Source organism: Paraburkholderia sp. AV2, from assembly GCF_054968425.1.
Genome location: NZ_JBANLK010000005.1, coordinates 84281 through 106465, shown reverse-complemented (window position 1 = coordinate 106465; position 22185 = coordinate 84281). Strand labels below are relative to the sequence as shown.

General features: G+C 62.9%; 20 protein-coding genes and 1 tRNA gene. 17 read left to right on the top strand and 4 right to left on the bottom strand.

All coding sequences use genetic code 11. The features are described from left to right. Window position 1: 1 nt before the first annotated feature. The 6 genes from V8683_RS05760 to V8683_RS05735 all read left to right on the top strand — a co-directional run bounded on the left by V8683_RS05760 (window position 2) and on the right by V8683_RS05735 (window position 5953). Complete coding sequence (locus tag V8683_RS05760) at window positions 2–1015, top strand: ABC transporter permease (RefSeq protein ID WP_411189432.1); 1014 nt, start codon at window positions 2–4, stop codon at window positions 1013–1015. A 3-nt stretch (window positions 1016–1018) separates the two neighbouring features. Continuing rightward, on the top strand, window positions 1019–2116 hold the full coding sequence (locus tag V8683_RS05755; protein ID WP_411189433.1) for a phosphotriesterase family protein: 1098 nt from the start codon (window positions 1019–1021) through the stop codon (window positions 2114–2116). A 103-nt stretch (window positions 2117–2219) separates the two neighbouring features. Further along, entirely contained in the window at window positions 2220–3002 is a 783-nt protein-coding gene (locus V8683_RS05750) for a glutamine amidotransferase (protein ID WP_411189434.1), read from the top strand. A gap of 27 nt (window positions 3003–3029) precedes the next feature. Then, window positions 3030–4160, top strand: a complete 1131-nt coding sequence (locus V8683_RS05745; protein WP_411189435.1) for a M20 family metallopeptidase — start codon at window positions 3030–3032, stop codon at window positions 4158–4160. Further along, entirely contained in the window at window positions 4157–5095 is a 939-nt protein-coding gene (locus V8683_RS05740) for a ribokinase (protein ID WP_411189436.1), read from the top strand. The genes V8683_RS05745 and V8683_RS05740 overlap by 4 nt, the downstream gene beginning before the upstream one ends. Window positions 5096–5107: 12 nt before the next feature. Then, window positions 5108–5953, top strand: coding sequence for a BtpA/SgcQ family protein (locus V8683_RS05735; protein WP_411189437.1), 846 nt, complete (start codon window positions 5108–5110; stop codon window positions 5951–5953). An 84-nt stretch (window positions 5954–6037) separates the two neighbouring features. Here V8683_RS05735 and V8683_RS05730 read toward each other — a convergent pair whose 3' ends face one another. Further along, complete coding sequence (locus V8683_RS05730; protein WP_411189438.1) at window positions 6038–6835, bottom strand: IclR family transcriptional regulator; 798 nt, start codon at window positions 6833–6835, stop codon at window positions 6038–6040. Window positions 6836–7162: 327 nt separating this feature from the next. Here V8683_RS05730 and V8683_RS05725 point away from each other — a divergent pair, with 327 nt between their 5' ends. The 9 genes from V8683_RS05725 (at window position 7163) to V8683_RS05685 (ending at window position 17976) form a co-directional block, all read left to right on the top strand. Then, window positions 7163–8227 carry a substrate-binding domain-containing protein gene (locus V8683_RS05725; RefSeq protein ID WP_411189439.1) on the top strand — a complete coding sequence of 355 codons (1065 nt, stop codon included), beginning with the start codon at window positions 7163–7165 and terminating at the stop codon, window positions 8225–8227. A gap of 58 nt (window positions 8228–8285) precedes the next feature. Then, window positions 8286–9209, top strand: a complete 924-nt coding sequence (locus V8683_RS05720; RefSeq protein WP_411189440.1) for an ABC transporter permease — start codon at window positions 8286–8288, stop codon at window positions 9207–9209. A gap of 56 nt (window positions 9210–9265) precedes the next feature. After that, a complete protein-coding gene (locus V8683_RS05715; protein WP_411189441.1) occupies window positions 9266–10390 on the top strand; it encodes a Gfo/Idh/MocA family protein in 1125 nt (374 codons plus the stop codon). Between the two features lie 59 nt (window positions 10391–10449). Then, window positions 10450–11271 carry a sugar phosphate isomerase/epimerase family protein gene (locus V8683_RS05710; protein WP_411189442.1) on the top strand — a complete coding sequence of 274 codons (822 nt, stop codon included), beginning with the start codon at window positions 10450–10452 and terminating at the stop codon, window positions 11269–11271. A gap of 25 nt (window positions 11272–11296) precedes the next feature. Continuing rightward, window positions 11297–12067 (top strand): ATP-binding cassette domain-containing protein, encoded by a 771-nt coding sequence (locus V8683_RS05705; RefSeq protein ID WP_411189443.1) that lies wholly within the window; start codon window positions 11297–11299, stop codon window positions 12065–12067. Continuing rightward, window positions 12064–13995: a thiamine pyrophosphate-dependent enzyme gene (locus V8683_RS05700; RefSeq protein WP_411189444.1), complete on the top strand. Its 1932-nt coding sequence runs from the start codon at window positions 12064–12066 to the stop codon at window positions 13993–13995. Before V8683_RS05705 ends, V8683_RS05700 begins: the two co-directional genes overlap by 4 nt. Beyond that, entirely contained in the window at window positions 13961–15460 is a 1500-nt protein-coding gene (locus tag V8683_RS05695; protein ID WP_411189445.1) for an NAD-dependent succinate-semialdehyde dehydrogenase, read from the top strand. Before V8683_RS05700 ends, V8683_RS05695 begins: the two co-directional genes overlap by 35 nt. A 7-nt stretch (window positions 15461–15467) precedes the next feature. Further along, on the top strand, window positions 15468–17183 hold the full coding sequence (locus V8683_RS05690) for a dihydroxy-acid dehydratase (RefSeq protein WP_411189446.1): 1716 nt from the start codon (window positions 15468–15470) through the stop codon (window positions 17181–17183). A gap of 310 nt (window positions 17184–17493) precedes the next feature. Beyond that, window positions 17494–17976, top strand: a complete 483-nt coding sequence (locus V8683_RS05685; protein ID WP_411189447.1) for a hypothetical protein — start codon at window positions 17494–17496, stop codon at window positions 17974–17976. Here the strand turns inward: V8683_RS05685 and V8683_RS05680 are convergent. Then, on the bottom strand, window positions 17964–18986 hold the full coding sequence (locus V8683_RS05680; RefSeq protein WP_411189448.1) for a hypothetical protein: 1023 nt from the start codon (window positions 18984–18986) through the stop codon (window positions 17964–17966). The two genes, V8683_RS05685 and V8683_RS05680, sit on opposite strands and share 13 nt — an antisense overlap. A 97-nt stretch (window positions 18987–19083) precedes the next feature. Beyond that, window positions 19084–19266: a hypothetical protein gene (locus tag V8683_RS05675; RefSeq protein ID WP_411189449.1), complete on the bottom strand. Its 183-nt coding sequence runs from the start codon at window positions 19264–19266 to the stop codon at window positions 19084–19086. A gap of 331 nt (window positions 19267–19597) precedes the next feature. Between V8683_RS05675 and V8683_RS05670 the strand changes: the two genes are divergently transcribed. Continuing rightward, a tRNA-Asp gene (locus V8683_RS05670) sits at window positions 19598–19674 on the top strand. Between the two features lie 106 nt (window positions 19675–19780). Next, window positions 19781–21718, top strand: coding sequence for a SurA N-terminal domain-containing protein (locus V8683_RS05665; RefSeq protein ID WP_411189450.1), 1938 nt, complete (start codon window positions 19781–19783; stop codon window positions 21716–21718). Window positions 21719–21831: 113 nt separating this feature from the next. On the opposite strand, the gene V8683_RS05660 is transcribed toward V8683_RS05665, so the two are convergent. Continuing rightward, a complete protein-coding gene (locus V8683_RS05660; protein ID WP_411189451.1) occupies window positions 21832–22179 on the bottom strand; it encodes a hypothetical protein in 348 nt (115 codons plus the stop codon). Between the last annotated feature and the right edge of the window lie 6 nt (window positions 22180–22185).

Here is a 22185-nt window from a genome sequence, read left to right as displayed (position 1 = left end):
CATGGGTATCACCGTGTCCCACTCTTCTCCCACGCCGGCCGCGCCGCGGCAGTCCCGGCTCGCGCGCCAGTTGGGCCGGCATGCGGGCGTCGCCAGCATCGCGGCCTTCTTCCTCGTCTGCCTCGTCGCGTTCACGCTGTCGACCGACACCTTTCTCACGGCGGGCAACCTGCTGAACGTGCTGCGCCAGAGCGCGCCGCTCCTGATCGTCGCGACCACGATGACGCTCGTGATCACGACGGCCGGCATCGATCTGTCGGTCGGTTCGACGCTCGCCTTCGTCGGCGCGCTCGCGGCGATCGCGCTGCATGCCGGCGTGCCCGATACGCTCGTGCTGATCGGCGGCCTCGTGCTCGGCGGGCTGATCGGCCTCGTCAACGGCTACTTCATCGCGATCGCCGGCATGCCCGCGTTCATCGTGACGCTCGGCACGCTGTCGATCGTGCGCGGCGCGGCGCTGCTGATCACCCAAGGCTATTCGGTGCCCGTGGACAGCAACGGCTGGTTCGTCGATCTGGGCCGCGAATGGCTGCTGGGCCTCCCGCTGCCCGCGGTGATTGCGGTCGCGACGCTGGTGGCCGGCTGGGCCGTGCTGCGTCACACGCGCTTCGGGCGCTACATCACCGGCATCGGCACCAACGCGGAAGGCGTGCGCCGCGCGGGGGTGGACGTGCGCCGCGTGATCGTCAAAGTGTACGTATTGAGCGGCGCCTCGGCGGGGCTGGCCGGCCTCATCACGACGGCACGCCTTGGCAGCGGGTCGTCGAACCAGGGCGTGGGCTTCGAGCTCGCGGTGATCGCGGCGGTCGTGCTGGGGAGTACGAACCTGTTCGGCGGGCGCGGCACCATACTCGGCACGCTGCTCGGCGCGCTCACGATCGCCGTGCTCGGCAACGGGTTGATTCTCGTGCACGTTTCGCCGTTCTACACGCAGATCATCCAGGGGGCGATCATGCTGTTCGCGATCTGGATGAACACGCGCATTTTCTCGCCGCAGCGCCGGCGCAAGGGCTGAGCGATGACGCGATCGAAACTTTCGTTCGGGCACGTCGATCCGCTGCCGGTGGGTGTCGACAGCGGCCAGGTGATGACGGTGCTGGGCCCCATTCCCGTCGCGCAGATGGGCGTCACGCTGATGCACGAGCACATCCTGATCGACGCCTCGGGCAAGTGGGTCGCGCCCGCGTGCTGCAGCCAGCGGCATATCGGCGAGCAGAAGGTGCATATCGGGATTCTCGGCGCGTTGCGCATGAATCCGCTGATGAACCGCGACAACTGCCAGTTGTTCGACGCCGACCTCGCCGCCGAGGAGTTGATGAAATTCCGCGATCTGGGCGGGCAGACGGTGGTCGATCCCACCAATCTCGGCATCGGCCGCGATCCGCTCGCGCTGCAGCGCATCGCGCGCCGCACGGGCCTGAACATCGTAATGTCGACCGGCTTCTATCTGGAGCCGTCGCATCCGGCCTGGGTGCGCGAGCGGGACGCCGACGCGCTTGCGGAGCAATTGATCTACGAAGTGGGCGGGGCCGGGCAGAAGCCCGAGGTGATCGCCGGGCTGATCGGCGAGATCGGCGTTTCGGCGGCGTTCACGGCCGAGGAGGAGAAGTCGCTGCGCGCGGCCGCGCGCGCGAGCGCGGCGACGCGGGTGCCGTTGTCCGTGCATCTGCCGGGCTGGGTGCGGCACGGGCACCGTGTGCTCGACATCGTGGAGCGGGAAGGCGCCGACCTCTCGCATACGGTGCTGTGCCACATGAACCCGAGCCATGCGGACGTGGCCTATCAGCACGCGCTAGCGCGGCGCGGGGCATGGCTCGAGTACGACATGATCGGCATGGACTACTACTACGCGGACGAAGATGCGCAGTCGCCTTCCGACGAAGAGAACGCGCGCGCCATCCGCGCGCTGATCGACGCCGGCTTCATCGGCCGCCTGCTGCTGTCGCAGGACGTGTTCCTCAAGATGATGCTCACGCGCTACGGCGGCTACGGCTATGGCTACCTCCTCGAGCACTTCGTGCCACGGCTGCGGCGCCACGGCGTAACCGACGCGCAGATCGAAACGCTGCTCGTGACGAATCCCGCCCGGGTGTTTTCGCGCGACCGTCCAGGTTGACGCGACGCCGGGGTTGACGGCGCACCCGCGCCATTCATCGAGATGCAATCACGCAGGTGCCGACGGCAAACGCGCCGCGGGCCTGCGTCCAAAGGAGATGCGAATGAAGAAAACCGTCCTGCTCGCCGGCGAATCCTGGACCAGCACGGCAACTCACGTCAAAGGCTTCGATCAGTTCGCCTCAGTGACGTATCACACGGGCTCGCAGCAGTTCCTCGCACTCTTCGAGGATTCCGGCTACGCGGTCACGCATATGCCGAGCCACGACGCGCAGACGCTGTTTCCGTCGACACTCGAAGGACTGCAGGCCTATGACGCGATCATCCTGTCCGATATCGGCGCGAACACGCTGCTGCTGCATCCGGACACGTGGGCGCAGAGCCGGCGCACGCCGAACCGCCTGAAGCTCCTGCGCGACTACGTGCAGGCCGGCGGCGGGCTCATGATGATCGGCGGCTACCTGAGTTTCCAGGGCATCAACGGCAGCGCGCGGTTTCGCAATACCCCTGTCGAAGCGGTGCTGCCCGTGCGCTGTCTGCCGTGGGACGACCGCGTCGAGGTGCCCGAAGGCTTCACGCCCGAGATCGTGGCGCAGCACCCCGTGATCGAAGGGCTCGGCGCCCACTGGCCGCATCTGCTCGGCTACAACGAAGTGGAAATCAAGCCCGATGCCACGCTGATCGCGACGGTGCCGGAGACCGGCCATCCGCTGCTCGCCGCGGGTCAGTACGGCGCGGGACGCACGCTCGCCTGGACGAGCGACATGTCCGTGCACTGGCTGCCGCCCGAGTTTTCCGCATGGGAAGGCTATGCGCGGCTGTGGCGCAACTGCCTCGACTGGCTGACGCCGGACACCGCGGGCTCTCGCAACAAGGCGGCGCAATGAGCCGGTCACGGCACGCGAGATTCGCTCATGACCGCCATTGATCCCGTCGTGCTGACGCGGGAGCTCGTCGCGTTCGAGTCGGTCAATCCGCCCGGCGACGAGGAAGCCTGCGCCCGCCATCTGGCCGGCGTACTGCGGGGGCTGGGGTTCGACGTGAGCCTGCATGCGTTCGGCGCCCGGCGCCTGAACCTGGTGGCGCGGCTGGCGGGCGACGCCGAAGGGCTGCCGCTCGGCTTCACCGGACATCTCGACGTGGTCCCGCTGGGCGCGGCGGCGTGGGAGCACGATCCGTTCGCGGGCGAAATCGCGGGCGGACGGCTGTACGGGCGCGGCACGAGCGACATGAAGGCGGGCATTGCCGCCTTCGTCGCCGCGTGTGCGGGCTCGCTCGATACGCTGCGGCGCGGGACGGGCGTGCACCTGATCCTCACGGGAGGCGAGGAGACTGGCTGCGACGGCGCCGAGGCGCTGCGTGCCGAGGGCGCCGGGTGGCTGCCGCCGCTCGGCGCGCTGATCGTCGGCGAGCCAACCGCCAACCGCGTTCTGCTGGGACACAAGGGCGCGCTGTGGCTCAGAGGCGTGGCGCACGGCGTGACCGCGCACGGCGCGATGCCCGAGCGCGGCGTCAACGCGATCCGCGTCGCCGCCGAGGCGCTCGCGAAGCTCTGGGATTTCAGCGTGGGCCCCGCGCACGAAGCGATGGGGGCGCCCACGCTGAACGTCGGCACGATCCACGGCGGCCTCAACGTGAACTCCGTTCCCGACCGCACCGAGTTCACGATCGATATGCGGACCGTGCCCGGCATCGATCACGCCTGCCTCGCGAGGGAGTTGCACGGTCGCCTCGCGCCGGTCGAACTGTCGCCGGTCATCGATCTGCCGCCGGTCTATTCCGAACCGTCGGACAACTGGATCGCGCGCGTGCTCGAACTCGCCCGGCCGTTCGACGAGATGCCGGCCGCCCCGCGCACGGCGCGCTATTTCACCGACGCGGCCGTGCTGAAGCCCGCCACGGCATGGCCGCCCACCGTTCTGCTGGGTCCGGGCGAGCCGGAGCTCGCGCACAAGACCGACGAGTACTGCCGCATCGACCGCATCCATGCCGCGGTCGATCTGTACCGCGTCATCCTCGACGACTGGGCGGCGCGCGGCCCATGACGAACGGCACTGGAGCGCGCGGCGGCGCGGGGGTCTGCGTGATCGGCAACGCGGCGATCGACATGACGTTGCGCGTCGCCGCGCTGCCGCAGCCGGGCGAGACCTCGCTCGCGCTCGACAGCACGCTCGACTTCGGCGGCAAGGGCGCGAACCAGGCGGTGATCGCGGCACGCGCCGGCGCGGCGGTTACGCTGCTGGCCGCCGTCGGCTGCGACGCGGAGGGCGCGCGGATCATCGCGATGCTCGAGCGCGAACACGTCGACACGCGCTACGTCGTGCAGCTCGACTGCGCGACCGACCTTTCGGTGGTCACCGTCGATGCGTGCGGCGAAAACACCATCGTGACCCGCAGCGACGCCGCGAACCGCTACGCGCCCGACGAGGACGCTCTCGATGCTTCGAGCCGCGTGGGCGACTGGATCGTGCTGCAGGGCAATCTGTCGCGTGCCGTGACCGCCGCGCTCCTGCGGCACGCCCGGCGGGGCGGGCGCAGGACACTGCTGAACCCCGGTCCTGCGCAGTACGACTGCCGTGCGCTGCTACCCGACGTCGATGTGCTGGTGGTCAACCGCGTCGAAGCGGCGGCGCTGTCCGGGCTGACCGATTCGCATCGCGCGGCGCAGGCGCTGCGGCGCGCCGGCGCGGCAAACGTGCTCGTCACCCTGGGGGCCGAGGGCATCATCTGGTGCCATGGCGACGGTGAGCCGGTCGATGTGCCGACGCTCCGGGCGGTGGCGGCGGTCGACACAGTGGGTGCCGGAGATGCGCTGTGCGGCATGCTTGCCGCGGCGCTCGCACGCGGCCTTTCGGTCGGCGATGCGCTGCCCGATGCGATGGCCGTAGCCGCGTACGTGGTGAGCCGCCGCGGCACGCAAGCCAGTTTCCCGGGCCGCGAGCTCATGAGCGAGCTGGCCACGTTTATTCGAACCCGTTGAGAGGGAATTTCCATGAGCACGCAGCAGGTAGTGGGGCGAGGCCGCACCGACAGTCTCGAACGGATTTTCGGGCGCTCGCGCGGCGTGGTGATCGGCGTCATTCATTGCCCTGCCTTTCCTGGCGCGCCGCGCTACGACGGGCGAGCGAGCGAGGTGCTTTACGAAGCGGCGCTTGCCGACGCGCGCGCCTATGCGCAGGGCGGCGTAGACGGCCTCATCGTTGAGAATCACGGCGACGTGCCGTTCTCGAAGCCCGACGACATCGGCCACGAGACCTCCGCGTTCATGGCCGTGGCGGCGGACCGGATCGGGCGCGAAACCGGTCTGCCCGTCGGCATCAACGTGCTTGCGAATGCGTCGATACCGGCCCTCGCGATTGCGGCTGCCAGCGGCGCGGCATTCGTGCGGGTCAATCAGTGGGCGAATGCGTACGTGGCCAACGAAGGCTTGATCGAGGGGGAGGCGGCGCGGGCGCTGCGCTATCGCGCGCAGCTTCGGGCCGACGGGATCCGCGTGTTCGCGGATGCCCACGTGAAGCATGGTGCGCATGCGATCGTCGCGGACCGGGCGCTCGAGGAGCTTGTGCGCGATGTCGAGTTTTTCGATGCGGATGCGATTATCGCCACTGGCCAGCGTACGGGGGATGCGGCCAGCGTCGAGTATCTGCGGCAGATTCGTGCGGCGACCCGTTTGCCGTTGCTGGTGGGCAGCGGTTGCACGGAGCACAACGTGGCGGAGATTTTATCGGTGGTCGATGCGGTGATCGTCGCGAGTTCGCTGAAGGTGGGAGGCGTGTGGTGGAATCCTGTCGATGAGGACAAGGTTCGGCAGTTTGTGCTGGCGGCGAGAGGAGGATGAGGGCCGGACAGAGCAACTTACCGACGCTCACGTCCTTGCCGTCATGCGGAACGAGCACCCCCAACCACGCGAAGTGTCGCGCAGCTATTCCCCGGCGGTCAGTTCGACTCGCTTGCGCAATTCCTTGGGCGCCTCCCAACCTAGCTGTATGGAAATCGAGAGCGCTTCTTCCTGCAACATGACTGCCCACTCTTGCAGGCGTTCGTCGGTGACACGCGGGCTCGGTCCGGACAGTCCAATTGCCGCCGCGACTGACCCATCGTGCTTGAAGATCGGAACGGCCAAACAACGCACGCCTACGCTGAATTCTTCATCGTCGTAGGCGACCCGGTGGGACGCGATCTGCTCCAGATCCCTTCCTACTGCCCTCGCGTCGGTGAGTGTGCGGCGCGTGAACGATTCCAGATGCAGGGTTCCAAGGAGTGACTGCCGTGCGGCCTCCGGCTGGAATGCGAGCAAGATCTTTCCAAGCGCGGTGCAGTGCAGCGGTGCAAGCGTGCCGATTGGGGCATCGATGCTGACTCCTCGCGAGGGTGCCGCTTGATCGATGTAAAGGGCGCGACCGCCAACCAGAACTGCAATGTGCGCGCACTCGCCGGAGCGGGCGGCAAGAGACTCGAGCGACCCTCGTGCGGCGTTGCGCAAGTTAATTCGGCGCAGAACCTTCTGACCAAGATGCACGAGCGTCAGACCCAGCATATAACTCTTGGTCACCGGATCCTGCGTAACAAAGCCCGATATTTCAAGCGTGCGCAACATCCGCGACACCGAAGCCTTGTCCATATCCAGTTGCCGACCCAATTCACTGACCCCGACCGGGCCGTCAACATCGGCGAGCGCTTCCATCAAACGAAGCGCTTTCGACACAGATCGAACTTCCATTTTTTCCTCACGAGCGCGCTGTGACGCAAATATGTTGCTGCTGATGATACACCTTGCCTTATCGTGCAACCAATTATTCGCTCGATTCGCTAAAAATATAATAAGGCGTTGATTATTGCACAACGAAAGAAAGATTTTTCGGCACCTGAGGCGATTGTTTTCGACTGTAAGCACCGTATAGCGCAGAAGCCAGGGTAATCCCCGCATCATTTTTCACGCAACGATGTTGACGATTGTGAAACGCGGCGACTATATTCAGTCCATCCGTTCCATCGGACGGTGTAAGGGCGACGAACAAGGGTGGAGAACCCAGCTAAGGAGACATTCATGATCATGGCATCGCGGAGAGGCGCGCTTCGGCGCGTATTTGGGGCAGCACTGTTGGCATGCGCAGCCTCGTGGGTCGTTCCGGCCTCGGCGCAGACGAAAGACATCACCATCGGAGTCTCGATTCCGACACTCGACAACCCATTCTGGGTTCGAGCCGTCAATTTCGCGCAATACGTCGCCCAGCAACTGGGGGCGAAGTTAGTTATCGTTGGCGCGCAAAACCGCGAAGACAAACAGATCAGCGACGTACAGTCGTTGGTGTCGCGTGGCGTGCAGGCGCTTGTCGTAACGCCGCAGTCGACTGCGAGTGCCCCAGGTCTGATCCGCATTGCGAATCGTGCTCATCTGCCGATCATGATTGTCGATCGCTACCCTGGCTTTGCCGCGGACAACGCGCAGGCGCCGTACCTCGGTTTCATCGGCCCCGATGATGTCTACGCCGGCCGCTCGATAGCGAACCACCTCATCGCCGCCGGCGCGAAGAAGATTGTGGCCATCGGTGGCTTGCCCGGCTCGTCGGTTGCAGAGGGCCGCAAGTCGGGGCTGGAGGAAGCGATCAAGGCGCATCCAGACGTAACGCTTGTGCAGTACGTAGGTCCAGGCGAATCGGAAGACTCGGGCTACAAGGCAATGCAGGACCTGCTTGCTGCTCACGGTAAAGGGCAGATCGATGGCGTATGGTGTTACAACGACGCGTTGTGCCTCGGTGCGTTCCGCGCGGTCCGGCAGGCTGGCCGCCAGGACGAAATCAAGCTCGCCGGCATGGACCTCGTGCCGCAGGCTGTCGATCTGATCTCCAAAAATACGAACTACATCTTTTCGACCGGCGGCCATTGGTTGCAGCTCGGTTTCGCCGTGCTGATCGCCTTCGACAAGGTGAATGGTCACGACCCGCTCAATACGAACATTCGTTTGAGCTTGCTCGACGTCGATTCGGGTTCGTTCGCAAAGTTCAAGCAACAATTCATCGATTCGCAACCGCCTTATAACGTCAAGGACTACTCACTGACGTTCAATCCGAAGGCGACCAGCCAGACCTTCCCTCTGAAGATTAAAGAGTAAAGCGATGTCTACGACGAACCCGTCCATTCCTGCAGTGCCCACTCCGAGGAAGCGTTTCGTGTACAGCGATTTTGTCGCTCACTACATTGCGTACCTCGCGTTATTTCTCGTTGTGCTGATCTTCGGTGTCCTTGCCCCCGACCGGTTCCTGACGTGGTCGAACCTGGGTACCGTGTTTCAGAACTGTGCGGTCCTGTGCGTGGTCGCGATCGGGCTGACGTTTGTGATCATCGGCGGCAGCATCGATCTGAGCGTCGGGTCTTCAATGGCACTCGCGGGCATTTTCGCAGCATGGGCAAGTCCGCAACTCGGGGTCTGGGCGTTCGTCGTTGCAATGGCGGTCGGCGGCGTGGTGGGTGCGGTCAACGGTGCGCTGTTCGTCGTCGGGCGCATCCCGTCGTTCGTCGTCACGCTCGGCATGCTCTCCATGGCACGGGGTCTCACCGTTATCCTGACGCAGGGCACACCGGTCTCTGTCGATCTCGCGAGCCCGTATAACGATCTCGGCAATCCGCCGGTACCGCTGATCATCATGGCGATCGCGGCAGTCGTAACCGGCCTGTTGCTGAAGTTCACGACGTTCGGCCGTTACGTGTTCGCGATCGGGGGAGACGAGGAAAAGACCCGCATTCTTGGAGTCCCGAACAGGGGCGTGAAGTTCGCAATGTTCGTTCTATGCGGCGTCATGGCGGGTGTGGGCGGCGGCATCCTCACCGCCCAGATCGGCTCGGGAAGTCCTACAACCGGGATTGGCTTCGAACTGCTTGCTATTTCCGCTGTGGTGATTGGCGGCACGCCACTGACCGGAGGCATGGGTTCGATCGTAGGGACGGTTGTCGGTAGTCTCGTCATGACCACGCTTGCCAACGGCCTTGTCATCGTCGGTGTGTCGACAAACGTGCAAACGGTGCTGACTGGAGCTGTGCTGGTGGCGTCCGTTCTTGTCTCTATCCGCCGCGGAAAGATTCGCATAATCAAATAAGGCTTCGGCCATCGGCAATACGAGCTATTTCCAATCCGGATTAAAAGGAATCCAAAATGAGCAATGAAAGGCAGTTGGGAATCGGACTGATTGGCGCCGGTACCATCATGCGGTTGAGTCACATCCCGACGGTGCTCAAGTCCGGCCTTGCGCGCCTGGTCGGAATCTATGACGCAGACCCGACCCGCGTCGATGGCTTGATCGCCGAGTTTGGCGCCGGACGCCGCTTCGACACCCTGGACGCCATGCTCGACAGCAGCGAGATCGACGCCGTCATCATCGCGACGCCGAACAACCGGCACGAAGAGGCAGCCGTCGCAGCGGCCAGGGCCGGGAAGCACATTCTGTGCGAGAAGCCTCTCGCCATCGAAGTTCAGCAATGTGCGCGCATGGTAGAAGCCGCCCGGCAGGCTGGCGTCGTGCTGCAGGTCGGCTTCAACCAGCGATTCTGGAGCCAGGTACAGATCGCCAGGACGCTCATTGATTCGGGATTCATCGGCGACGTTCATGCGTTCCGGTCCGTCTACTCGGAGAAGTCCACCGCGTATCCGGCGGCGTCCCGATATCGTTACGATCTGGCGCAGTCCGGTGGGGCCACGATCATCGACCTGACGATTCACCGTATCGATCTCGCACGGTATCTCGTGGGCGATTTCGCCGCGATTTTCGCCGAGCTGTCGCACCATGTGCTGCCGGAGAAGGCGGATGACAACGTGTGGTTGCTTGGGCGCTTCAAGAACGGGGCGCGGGGCTGCCTCTCCTCCGATCGCTATTCCCCGGCAATTGGCGACGGCACCGACATCTACGGGACGAAGGGCACGATCCACATCGCCAGCGAGACGCTGAATCCCTTCCACGCCGCGCCGCTCGCGGTGTACACCGAAAACAAGGCGAACGATCTGCCGGACGTATTGCGCGAGGCGCACTACCCCGAGGCCTGGTGGAACACCTTTGAGGGCGGCTGGATCAAGATCTTTCCGCCGCGCAAAAGTGCCTATGCAGGCCAGTTCGCGGCTTTCTGCAAAAGCATTACGGAAGGCGCGCCGGTTATTGCTTCCGGTATGGACGGCTTGCGGGCGCAGGAAGTGGTTCAGGGCGCCTACATCTCGGCAAATGACGGGGGCCGCTGGGTCGATCTTCCGCTGCCGGCCGACGCGCCGTTCAAGCTGCCCAGCTACTGATTAACAGCTAATTTCACCATGACGAGGCGGCACGCGTGTGCCGTCTTGAGGAAATCCATATGTACGCATCGTTCCATACGGTCGGTCTCCCCAGGCGGTCGTTGAAAGACGTGATCAAGGCAGTGAAGGACGCAGGCTATGCGGGCATTGAACTGAACGCGGAAACGCTGCCCTGGGCAGAAGCGCACATCACGCCGGCTACCCCGAAGGAGGAGCGCGAAGACATCCGTCGCGCCATCGCGTCCGCAAAGCTCAAGGTGCCGGCTATCGGTGCGCACATCCCGATGTTGCATCCTGAAGAAGCTCTACGCCGACAGGCAATCGACTTCATGAAAGGCTGCAACGATCTCGCCGTGGAAATGGGTTCGAGTTACGTCCATGTTCTCTCTGGCCCGCTTGCCGCCAACACGAGCCGCGAGATCGCATGGGGATGGTTCGCAGATGCGATTGGGGAACTTGTCGAGCATGCGTCGGAGCGCGACGTGCAACTGGGAATCGAAGCGATTGCCGGCCACATTTTCCACAGCGCTAAGGACTACGCAAGACTGGCGTCGGACCTGCCCGGGGTTCCGTTCAAGATCAACTTCGATCCGAGCCAGATCGTCGTTCAGGGCGCGAGTCCTTTCGAAATTGTCGACCGCTTCGCCGACAGGATCGCACACGTTCACATGAAAGACGGATCCGGTCGATTTCCCGATTTCGCCTTCCCTCCACTCGGCGAAGGCGAGATCGACTTCAAGGCGCTTGTCGATCGGCTTCGCGATGCCGGTTACGACGGCGCGCTCTCGATTGAATACGAAGCGCAGGTCTACGGCTTTACACGCACGGACGAACAAATCCTGGACGAGAGCCGGGCATTCCTCTCCAACCTGAGCGTTTGATTCGCTCTACAGGACGGATATCAAAATGAGTTCAGCTCAAGTTCAGCCTTTCCTCCAGATGCGCGGCGTGGGCAAGCGATTCGGGGGCGTCGAAGCGCTGCGTAACGTGGACCTCGATATTCGCGCGGGTGAAGTGCTCGGCCTGCTTGGTGACAATGGGGCTGGAAAGACGACCCTCGTCAAGGTGCTTTCGGGCGTGCATCAACTTTCCTCCGGGCAGATCTTGTGCCGGGGAGAGGAAGTGAATATTTCAGGGCCGAAGGCAGCGCACGCACTCGGAATCGAGACGGTGTTCCAGGACCTCGCGATGGTGCCGAATCTCGGCGTGACCGACAATTTTTATATCGGTCGCGAGATTACGACAACCATCGTTCCAAAACTGATCAAGGTGCTTCGCAATAAGGCAATGCACGCCGATGCCCGCGCGACGCTTGATCGTCTTCATATCCACATCCCGTCGCTCAAGGTCTCGGTTGATAGTCTCTCCGGCGGCCAGCGCCAGGCAGTGGCAATCGCGAGAGCGATCCGATGGAAGGCGAATCTGGTTATTCTCGACGAGCCGACAGCGGCGCTCGCGGTGCCCGAGCAGCGCAAGGTGCTTGAACTGACCCGCAAGCTCGCGGATGAAGGCGTTGCCGTTGTGTACATCACGCACAATATGCTCGATGTTCTCGAGGTCACGGATCGCATCGCAGTGATGTACCGCGGTCAGAAGGCAGGCGAACTCCTGACCTCGAAGACAAACCAGACCGAGATCGTCGAGATGATCATGTCCGGGCGAGGGAAGCAATCATGACGTTTCCGGAAGCTTCGACTCTGACACAGCAGCAGGAGCCGCACGCGCTGGACAACGACGTAACGCGGCAGGCGAGGGCGCGTGCACGCGCGATCGCCAGGGCGGGCGGGCTGAAGGAGGCACTGGAGTCAGGAGCCCTGGCGGGATCGCTCGACGTCACCGTGTCGGAAGCACTCGTGCTCGCGCTGCTGCGCCAGGGTGTGTCCAAGTATCTGGGCATCCTGGGGCACGGCACGACCGACCTGGGCGAGATCCTGCGCGCGTACACCGAAGAGGGCGTCACGCGCTTTTTCCAGTGCCGTAACGAGGTCGCGATGGCACACGCGGCCACGGCGCTGGCCTGGGCATTCGGTGAGACGCCCGCGGTGGTCACGTCGATCGGCCCGGGCGCGCTGCAGGCGTTCGCGGGCTCGCTCGCGGCCGCCTCCAACGGGGTCGGCGTGTACCACATCTACGGCGACGAGACGACGCACGGCGAAGGCTACAACATGCAGCAGATCCCCACGCGCCGCCAGAGCCAGTTTCTGCGCATTGCCGAGACGATGAGCGGCGCGTACACGCTGCACACGCCCGAGGCGCTGCGCGAGGCAATGCGCCGCGGCACGGAGACGGTACACCGTCCGTACTTCGCGGGGCCGTTCTTCCTGATGCTGCCGATCAACGTGCAGCCCAAACGCATGCAGTTGCGCCTCGATGCGCTGCCCGAGCGTATCGAGATGCCGGTGGTCGCGCCTGCGGAAGACGCTGCCTACGATTCGGCCTGCGATCTGATCGCGCAGCACGAGCGCATCGTGATCAAGGCAGGCGGCGGCTCGCGTCGCCATGGCGAGCAGATGGCACGGCTCGCGGACGCAGTGAACGGCGCGGTGGTGCTCTCGCCGGGCTCGGTGGGCGTGCTGCCCGACGCGCATCCGCGCAACATGCACGTGGGCGGCAGCAAGGGCTCGATCTCGGGCAACCACTCCATGGAGAGCGCCACGCTGCTGATCGCGGTGGGCTCGCGCGCGGTGTGCCAGGCCGACTGCTCGGGCACGGGTTATCCGCAGGTCGGGGCGGTCATCAACATCAATGGCGACGTCGACGACGCCAATCACTACAACCACACGGTCGGACTGACGGGGGACGTGGGTGCGGTCATCGACGGACTGGTCGCAGCGCTCAGGCGCCGCAACGTATCGAAGCCTGTCTCGAACGCCTGGGTCGAGGCATGCCAGGCGAAGAAGGCCGAGTGGAACGCACTGAAGCGCGAGCGCGTGGCGGGCGTGACGCTGCAGGACGAGGTGTGGGGGCGCAAGGTGCTCACGCAGCCGAGCGCGGTGCACGCGGTGTCGTCGTTTGCGAACCGCGTGGGGGCGATCAAGCTGTTCGACGCGGGCGATGTGCAGGCCAATGGCTTCCAGTTGGTGGAAGACGACCGCGCGGACCAGACGTACACGGAAACGGGTGCCTCGTACATGGGCTTTGCGTCGAGCGGCATGCTGGCCGGCGCGCTCGCGGAGCAGCCCCGCTACATGGTCGGCTTCACGGGCGACGGCTCATTCATGATGAATCCGCAGATCCTGATCGACGCGGTGGTGCACGGCACGAAGGGGATGCTGGTGATCTTCGACAACCGGCGCATGGGAGCGATCTCGTCGCTGCAGGCTTCGCAGTACGGCCCGGACTTCGGCACGAATGACCCGGTGCAGGTGGACTTCGTCGCGATGGCCAACTCGGTCAAAGGCGTGAAGGGTATCTTCGGCGGCTACACGCTCGGCGAGCTGGATGCGGCGCTGGAGGAGGCTTATCGTCACGACGGCCTGTCGGTGGTGCATGTGCCGGTGTACTGGGGCCACCAGGACGAAGGAGGCATGGGCGCATACGGTCGCTGGAACGTCGGGCCGTGGGTCGACGATGTCGAAAAGCTCTACGCCCAGCAGACAATCTAGATCAGACATTGAGAAGGCAACCGTGTATCAACGATATGGACTGTTTATCGACGGTGAATGGCGTCAGGCTTCGTCTGGAAATACGGAGCCGGTGCTGAATCCGTTCGACGGAAGTGCGCTCGGCGAGATTCCCTGCGCCGACGCACGTGATCTCGACGATGCGTTGAATTCGTCTCAGAGCGGCTTCCGCACATGGCGGGCCGTGAGTGGCTGGGAGCGTGCGGCGTTGCTGAGCCGCGTGGCAGCGGAAATCCGTGCTCGCGCTGATGAAGGCGCTCGCATGATGACGCTCGAAACGGGCAAGCCGCTCGCGGAAGCCCGCGGTGAGTTCAACGCCATGGCCGAGCAATTCGACTGGTATTCCGGCGAAGCATGCCGCGTTTTCGGTCATACTCTTGACGGGCGCGATGCGAACACGCGTCTTCACGTGCGCTTCGATCCGGTCGGCCCCGTGGCAGCATTCACGGCATGGAATTTTCCGGGATTGCTGCCCGCGCGCAAGATCGCACCTGCACTCGCAGCGGGCTGCTCGATTATCGTCAAGCCGTCGGAAGAGGCCCCGTTTTCAACGTACATCATGGTCGAGGCAGTGCGTGCCGCCGGTCTCCCAAAGGGTGTGCTCAATGTGGTTACCGGCAAGTCGACCGACATCTCGGCGCACCTGATCGCTTCGCCAATCGTCCGCAAGGTCAGCCTCACCGGCTCGGTGCCTGTCGGCAAGATTCTTTTGAAGTTGTGCGCGGACGGCATGAAGCGCGTGAGCATGGAGCTTGGCGGTCACGCCCCGGTGCTGGTATTTGATGACGTTGATCCCGTTGAAACTGGCACGCTCTGTGCGCGCACGAAGTTTCGCAACGCGGGTCAGGTCTGCATTTCGCCTAGCCGCTTCTATGTTCATGAGAGCATCAAGGCATCGTTCGAAAAGGCAATGGCCGATGTCGCGAAGTCGCTGCGTCTGGGCAATGGTCTCGACGCGTCCACGGAATTCGGTCCGATGGCCAATGCGCGCGGTCGCGAACGCGCGGTCAGCATGGTCAGCGATGCGGTGTCCAGGGGCGCAACCTTGCAGGCCGGCGGCTCGATCCCCACGAGCTTCCCGAGCGGCGGCTTCTTCTTTGAACCGACGGTTCTGGGCGATGTGCCGGAACACGCGGAAATCATGACGGCCGAGCCGTTCGCGCCGGTCGCACCGGTTGCGAGCTTCAAGACGTTCGACGAAGTGATCGAGCGCGCCAACAACGTGCCCTTCGGTCTCGCCGCCTATGTGTTCACCAGTTCGCTCGGCACGGCAACGCGAGCGAGCGAAGCGCTCGAGGCAGGCATGGTCGGTGTGAATGACATGCTGCTTGCGTCGGCCGAGGTTCCGTTCGGCGGTGTGAAAGAAAGTGGCATGGGTCGTGAAGGCGGTCAACTGGGCATGCGCGACTACCTGGAACCCAAGTACATCAAGCTTCGTATTCAGTGAGTTGGCGATGAGCGAGCAAAACAGCAAGAAGGATTCTGTCCAGCCGGTGGGTTTCGCCCGCGGCCTGACTAACTACGGTGACCGCGAATTCAGCGTCTATCTGCGTCGCACGTTTGCAAGTTCGATGGGCTACAGCCGCGAGATGCTGGACCGTCCCATCGTCGGCATCGCGCATTCGGCCAGCGGCTTCAACAACTGCCATCGTCACTTTCCCGAGATGATCGAGGCGGTGAAGCGCGGCGTCCTCGCAGCGGGCGGCCTGCCCATCGAGTTTCCGACGATCTCGCTCGGTGAGACGTTCCTTACGCCCACGAGCCTGAAATTCCGCAATCTCATGTCGATGGACGTTGAGGAAATGACCCGGGCGCAGCCGATGGATTCTGTGGTCCTGCTTGGCGGATGTGACAAGACTGTTCCAGCGCAGTTGATGGGAGCAGCATCGGCGAATATCCCGGCCATCCAGCTCGTGGCGGGTCCGATGTCGACCAGCCGTCACCGTGGCGAACGTCTTGGCGCCTGCACAGACTGTCGTCGATTCTGGGCCAGGTTCCGCGCCACCGAAATTGACGCGAATGAGATCAACACGGTCGAGCGACGTCTCGCGTCCACGGCAGGCACCTGCGCGGTAATGGGCACGGCCAGCACGATGGCGATCATCGCCGAGACGCTCGGGATGATGCCGGCGAACAGCGCGGCATGCCCAGCGGTAGACGCCGACCGTCTGCGCATCGCAGAGGAAACCGGGCGTGTGGCTTTCAACCTCATCGCAAACCCGATCCGCCCGAGTGAGATCGTCACCGAGAAGTCGGTGGAGAACGCGCTTCGCGTGCTGCTCGCAATCGGTGGCTCGACCAATGCCGTAATTCACCTCACGGCGATCGCTGGCCGTCTCGGCATCAAGGTAGACCTGAATCGATTGAATCAGTTGAGCGATACGACGCCCGTGCTCGTCGACTTGAAGCCGACCGGCCAGTACTACATGGAGGACCTGTACGCAGCGGGCGGCGTGCCTGCCATCCTCCGCGAGATCAAGCCGCTGTTGCATCTGGACTGCCGCACGATCACGGGCGAGACGCTGGGTGACCGATTGAACGACGTCGGCTGGGTCGATCATGCCGTGGTCAAACCCTCCTCCGAGCCGGTGCGCGAGACCGGCGGTCTCGTTGCGCTGTTTGGCAACCTCGCACCGCGCGGTGCGATCCTCAAGCGCTCGGCTGCTGATCCGAAGCTGTTTGAAAAGGAGGGGCGTGCAGTGGTGTTCACATCGCTGCAGGATGTCGCTGATCGCATAGACAGTGATGAACTCGATGTGACGGCCGACGACTTCCTTATCCTGCAGAACGCCGGCCCAACGAGCGATGCCGCCATGCCGGAAGCAGGTTACCTCCCCATTCCTGGCAAGCTGGCGCGCGCCGGCGTCAAGGACATGGTCCGCATGTCGGATGCTCGCATGAGCGGTACCGCATACGGAACGATTGTTCTGCACATCACGCCGGACTCCGCTTCGGGCGGCCCGCTCGGACTGGTCCGCAACGGCGACCGGATTCGCCTGAGCGTCGCAAATCGCTCGCTGGAACTGCTCGTTTCGGACAGGGAACTCGATCGTCGGCGCGCCGAACAGCCGCCGCGTCCCGAGTCGACGGTCAAGCGCGGCTACGCGAAGCTGTATGAGCGCGAGATTCTCCAGGCTGATGAAGGCTGCGACTTCCAGTTTCTGAAGTAAGCCGGGCTGTGCATCGCTGACGCCTTTGAAGCGTTCGATGCTGCGTATCTCCCGCAGCGGATTTTCCTGACGCAGAGCGCATCCGAACGGATCGACCAGATTCGGCAGTCGCTAGCGAGTAGCGCAAACCTGTTTAACCTGGTGATATCGCGACAGCAAAATAGGACCGAAAAGTGGATAGAAATCGAGCTGCGCGTCTCGACGGAAGTTGCCTCAACCATGGCAGAGCTTGAGCGCGATTTGCGTGCGTTGATGGGCGACGCCGAAACGCAGGCTGGTTGACACAGGAAAACGTATAGAGGGAATACAGGTGACGAGGATCAGCGAAACCGAATGGCAGGCCAGGTTAAAGCAAGCCGAGAGCCTTGCAGAAGCCGGCACTGAATATTCGAGCACGCTGCGCGTGTGGGCCGAGTCGGACGAATCAGAACCGGTGCTCGCTCGATGGCTGGTATCAGGCAACCCTTCGTTGTCGCTCAGTGCAATATCGCTGATAGCGAGGACCCGGACGAACCTCGAAAGTCACGCCGACCATCTGATCGGGCGTTTCAACGCGCAATTGTCCCTTTCGGCAGCCTCTCCTGAGGATGGCCTGGATGCCGCCACGGGGCGACACAGCGGCTGGGCTCCGGCTGTCTATTCGACTCTGAAGGCTTACGTCTGGGGCGACAATGTGAGCTTAAGAGAGCGGCGAGCGGTGAGAACGGATGTGTCCGTCGGCCGGGAAGGACGTACGCCCTTTACGATGCCGAGTTTCCGCTGGGATCTTGAAGATCGATGTCACTTCATGTAGAAGTCAAAATCCCCGGTGTAGATCTTGATGCGCAAGTCGATTTCGCTGCCGTCGTCCAAGGTAAAGGTGGTGGCTGCTGCGCCGCTAACTCCGCATTTTTCGAGTTCAATTTTCAGGTTCTCTCTGTTGGCGGAAAGTTGAGCATTTTTTAGCCAAGACACCACGGAGTCTTCTTTGAGTAATTCACCGAAGTAGACCCCGTTGCGTCCCTGCCGCTTCAATTTCAGTGCGGCAGCCATACAGACGTCGAGAATGGACCCTTGGAGTATGGTCCTTTGGGCTTCCGATGGCGGTGGCTCGGCGACCTCGACATCGGCTGAAAACACTTCTCGTAAAATAGGCGCTACGACCTCGGAGTAATACTTGTCGAAGTCGCTCAAAAAATCCCGGGTCGCAATGTCCGTCGAGGCGATTTCTCTGGATTTTCCGGCCTGATGGATTTGAAAATTTCCACTCTCAGTGTCGAAGCGGATCAGAAACAGAGAAAAGATCTTTCCGTTCTTGATGAGAACGTAAAACATCATCGGAACCTGAATCTGATCCGGCTCAATTCCTCCCTGCGTGACCGACTTCATGAACGCATCCAGATGAGCACGATTTTCCCTGGAAAGGTCGTAAGCTGAAGTCTCATCGGTCCATTGGGTCTTCGTCAGGTTACTGAAGATGTCGTGATCGAATTCGCGGCCGAAAATCTGCTTTCGGTAGTCCCATAGTAACTCTTGGGCGAAGTCATATATTGAAATGGCGTCACGGAATTTGGCTTCCACAAAATGGTGGTCGTGCTTCTCGTGACCGATCAGCAGGTCGGGCAATCTCCCGATGTAGTTCTGGATCTTGTTCACGTTGCTGCCGCCGGACTGGCCTCGGAAGCGTGAAGACCGATTGGCGAATTGAGTCGCGAAGTGTTCAACGCCCGCGTTCTCGATTTGGAAGCCCATCGCTGCAAAATGATTCTTACAGACAGCTTCTACGATATCCCCTTTTATGCGTCGGATCCGGTAGTGGTCCATCGATGTTCTTGGTTCGCTATGAAAAGACATGGCACTAATTTTTACTCCTGGATCATATCACGCAGTACCACCTCGGCTCATGCCGAACGCTAGCCAGTCAACGCGTTGCCCAGAAAGAGGGGGCAGACCAGGTTTTGCCGTAATTGACTGCTTTTTCTACGTCCTTGAGGAATGCGTTTGCCTTGTCTTGTCGAGCGTGTCCAACATGCTGACGGATCACTGCACGTAAGGCACGGATGGAGGCCGTGACGTGAGGTATTTCTGCCGTCAGCTTGTCCATATGGCGTCGTCGGTCAACTTCGACGAGCGGCGGCCGCTCTGGGTAGACACGCAGACTGCGAAGACGATCCATTGCGGCGCGACCCCGCTTTCAAGATGTCCTGACTCCAGGCGCACGTTGCTCCCCGGTAAGCCGGCGCGGTCAGATTCCCGTTGCAAGGTCGCGGCATTTGAGGCAAAATCTTGCGTCGTTGTATCTGGGCAATCGAACTAGTGAAAAGCCTTGGCCAGCAAGGCAGGCAAGGGGGGCCTGGAACCCCTCGGCACCACCAGTTTCCACGGTTTTCCTGTCAGGCACGTGAAGTCAACCGCGCGTGCAGGTAGTACCGCACGGAGCGGTAGTTCAGTTGGTCAGAATACCGGCCTGTCACGCCGGGGGTCGCGGGTTCGAGCCCCGTCCGCTCCGCCAGATCAGTAGAAGGCGAACCGAAGGCAAACTGCGGTTCGCCTTTTTTATTGTCCTCTGAGGTAATATCGGGCGTTCTGTTTTTGGCGCTCTTTTTGCTCCTTCACGCATGCTCGACTTTTTCCGCAATCACAAACGGCTGATGATGTTCATGCTGATCCTGGTGGTCCTGCCAGGGCTCGGCTTCGTCGGCATTCAAGGTTTCCGCGGCTTCTTCGACGAAAGCGCGAACGTCGCCAGCGTGAATGGTCACAAGATCACCCGCGCCGAGTACGACAGCGCGGCGCGCCAGCAGCTCGATCAGGCGCGCCAGGTCATGGGCGCGAACTTCGACGCGAGCCTCTTCGATACGCCGGAGCATCGCAAGGATATTCTGGACGGCCTGATCCAGCAGCGCGTACTCGCGGATGAGACGCAGCGTCTGCATCTCACGGCGTCCGACGACGCCGTGCGCCGCACGCTGCTCGCCGATCCGGTGATCGCTTCGCTGCGCAAGCCCGACGGTTCGATGGACCTCGACCGCTACAAGCAACTGCTCGCGATGCAGGGCATGACGCCCGAGCAGTACGACGAGCGCGTACGCTATGGCATCGCGATGCAGCAGTTGCCCGGTGCGGTGATCGACAGTGCGTTCACGCCGAAGTCGCTCGCCCAGCATCTGATGGCGCTCTCGGAGCAGCAGCGCGAAGTGCAGGGTCTCGCGTTCCACGCCAGCGACTATGCTGCCAAGGTTCAGCCCACCGACGCGCAACTGCAGGCTTACTACGACGCGCACAAGAGCGACTTCGCAACGCCCGCCACGGCGCAGATCCAGTACCTGGTGCTTTCGGCGGCCACGGTGGCGGCGAACGTGCAACCGAGCGATGCCGATCTTCAGCAGTACTACAACGACAACATCGCGCATTACCGCACGGACGAAGAGGTGCGCGCGAGTCATATCCTGATCGCGGTGCCGAAGGATGCCAGCGCGGCCGACCGCAATGCGGCCAAACAGAAGGCCGAGTCGATCCTGGCTGAAGTGAAGGCGCATCCCGACCAGTTCGCGCAGATCGCACAGAAGGAATCGCAGGACCCGGGTTCGGCGGCGAAGGGCGGCGACCTCGGCTACTTCGGGCGCGGCATGATCGCGGGCGGACAGGCTTTCGACGATGCCGTGTTCAAGCTCAAGAAGGACGAGATCAGCGACGTGATCCAGTCGGACTTCGGCTATCACATCGTCAAGGTTACGGATATCAAACCCGCCACGACCAAGCCGTTCGGCGACGTGAAGGCGTCGATCGTCAACGACGTCAAGGCGCAGCAGGCCGGCAAGCTTCTCGTCGACGACTCCGATGGCTTCAGCTCGCTGGTCTACGAACAGTCGAAGAGCTTGCAGCCGGCTGCCGACAAGTACAAGCTGACGCTCCAGACGGCCACGGTTACGCCGAAGCCGAACCCCGCGCTGCCGCCGGACAGCCCGCTGAACAACCAGAAATTCCTCGACGCCGTGTTCGGGAACGATTCGGTGAACCAGCACAACAACACGCAGGCAATCGACGTCGGCAACAGCACGCTGATCTCGGCGCACGTGACGAGCTTCCAGCCTGCGGCCACGCCCGCATTCGCCGCAGTCAAGGACGCCGTGCGCCAGAAGGTGGTGGCGGAGCAGGCGGCCGAACTTGCGCGCAAGGATGGCGAAGCGAAGCTCGCCGATCTGCAGAAGTCGAAGGCGACTGACGGGTTCTCGTCGGCGGTGAAGGTCTCGCGCAACGATGCGCAGGGGCTGCCCCCCGCCGCGCTCTCCGCCGTCTTCAAGGCCGATTCGCAGAAATTGCCGGCCTACGTCGGCGTGGATCTCGGTGCCGACGGTTATGCGATCTACCGCGTGAACTCGATCGCGCAGGGCCCCGCAGTGGAAGGTCCGCGCCTTGCCGCCGCGCAGCAGCAGCTCGCCCAGATGATCGGGCAGTCGCAGGGCCAGGCTTATCTCGACGCGGTGCGCGACCGCTCGAAGGTCAAGTACTACGGGTCGCTCGGCGCCTCCGGTCAGGCGGGCGACGGGCAGTAAGCAACCTCTAAGCCGTCCCGGGCTGGCATGCATGAACAAAGCCCCGCAGTCGAACTGCGGGGCTTTGTTTTTTGCGGTCGTTGCGAGAGGTGAAAGAGGCGGTGCAACGGTCGTCAGAGGCAGGCGCTGATGTCGCCCGTGGCGCCGCTGTCCGCGCCGGCGCCCGCGCGCAGGCCCACCCAGGTCTTGCCGCTCGAGGACCAGGCGGGGCGAACGATCGCGGCGCCGCCGTTTGGCGGCTGCTGGCCCGGCATGTAGACGTCGGCGGCCTGGTCGTTTGCGACGACCGTTTGCGTCACGACCTGTTGCTGCGAGCGGTCGGCCCACTTCTGCGCGATGCATTGCGCCACGGCCCCCGGCGGCTGCTGGCTCGTGCCCACGGACTGCGTGCCGCTTGGGATCGGCTGGTTCGCGCAGGCACCGAGTGCTGCCGTTATGACAATAAGAGGTAAATATTTCACGCTTGA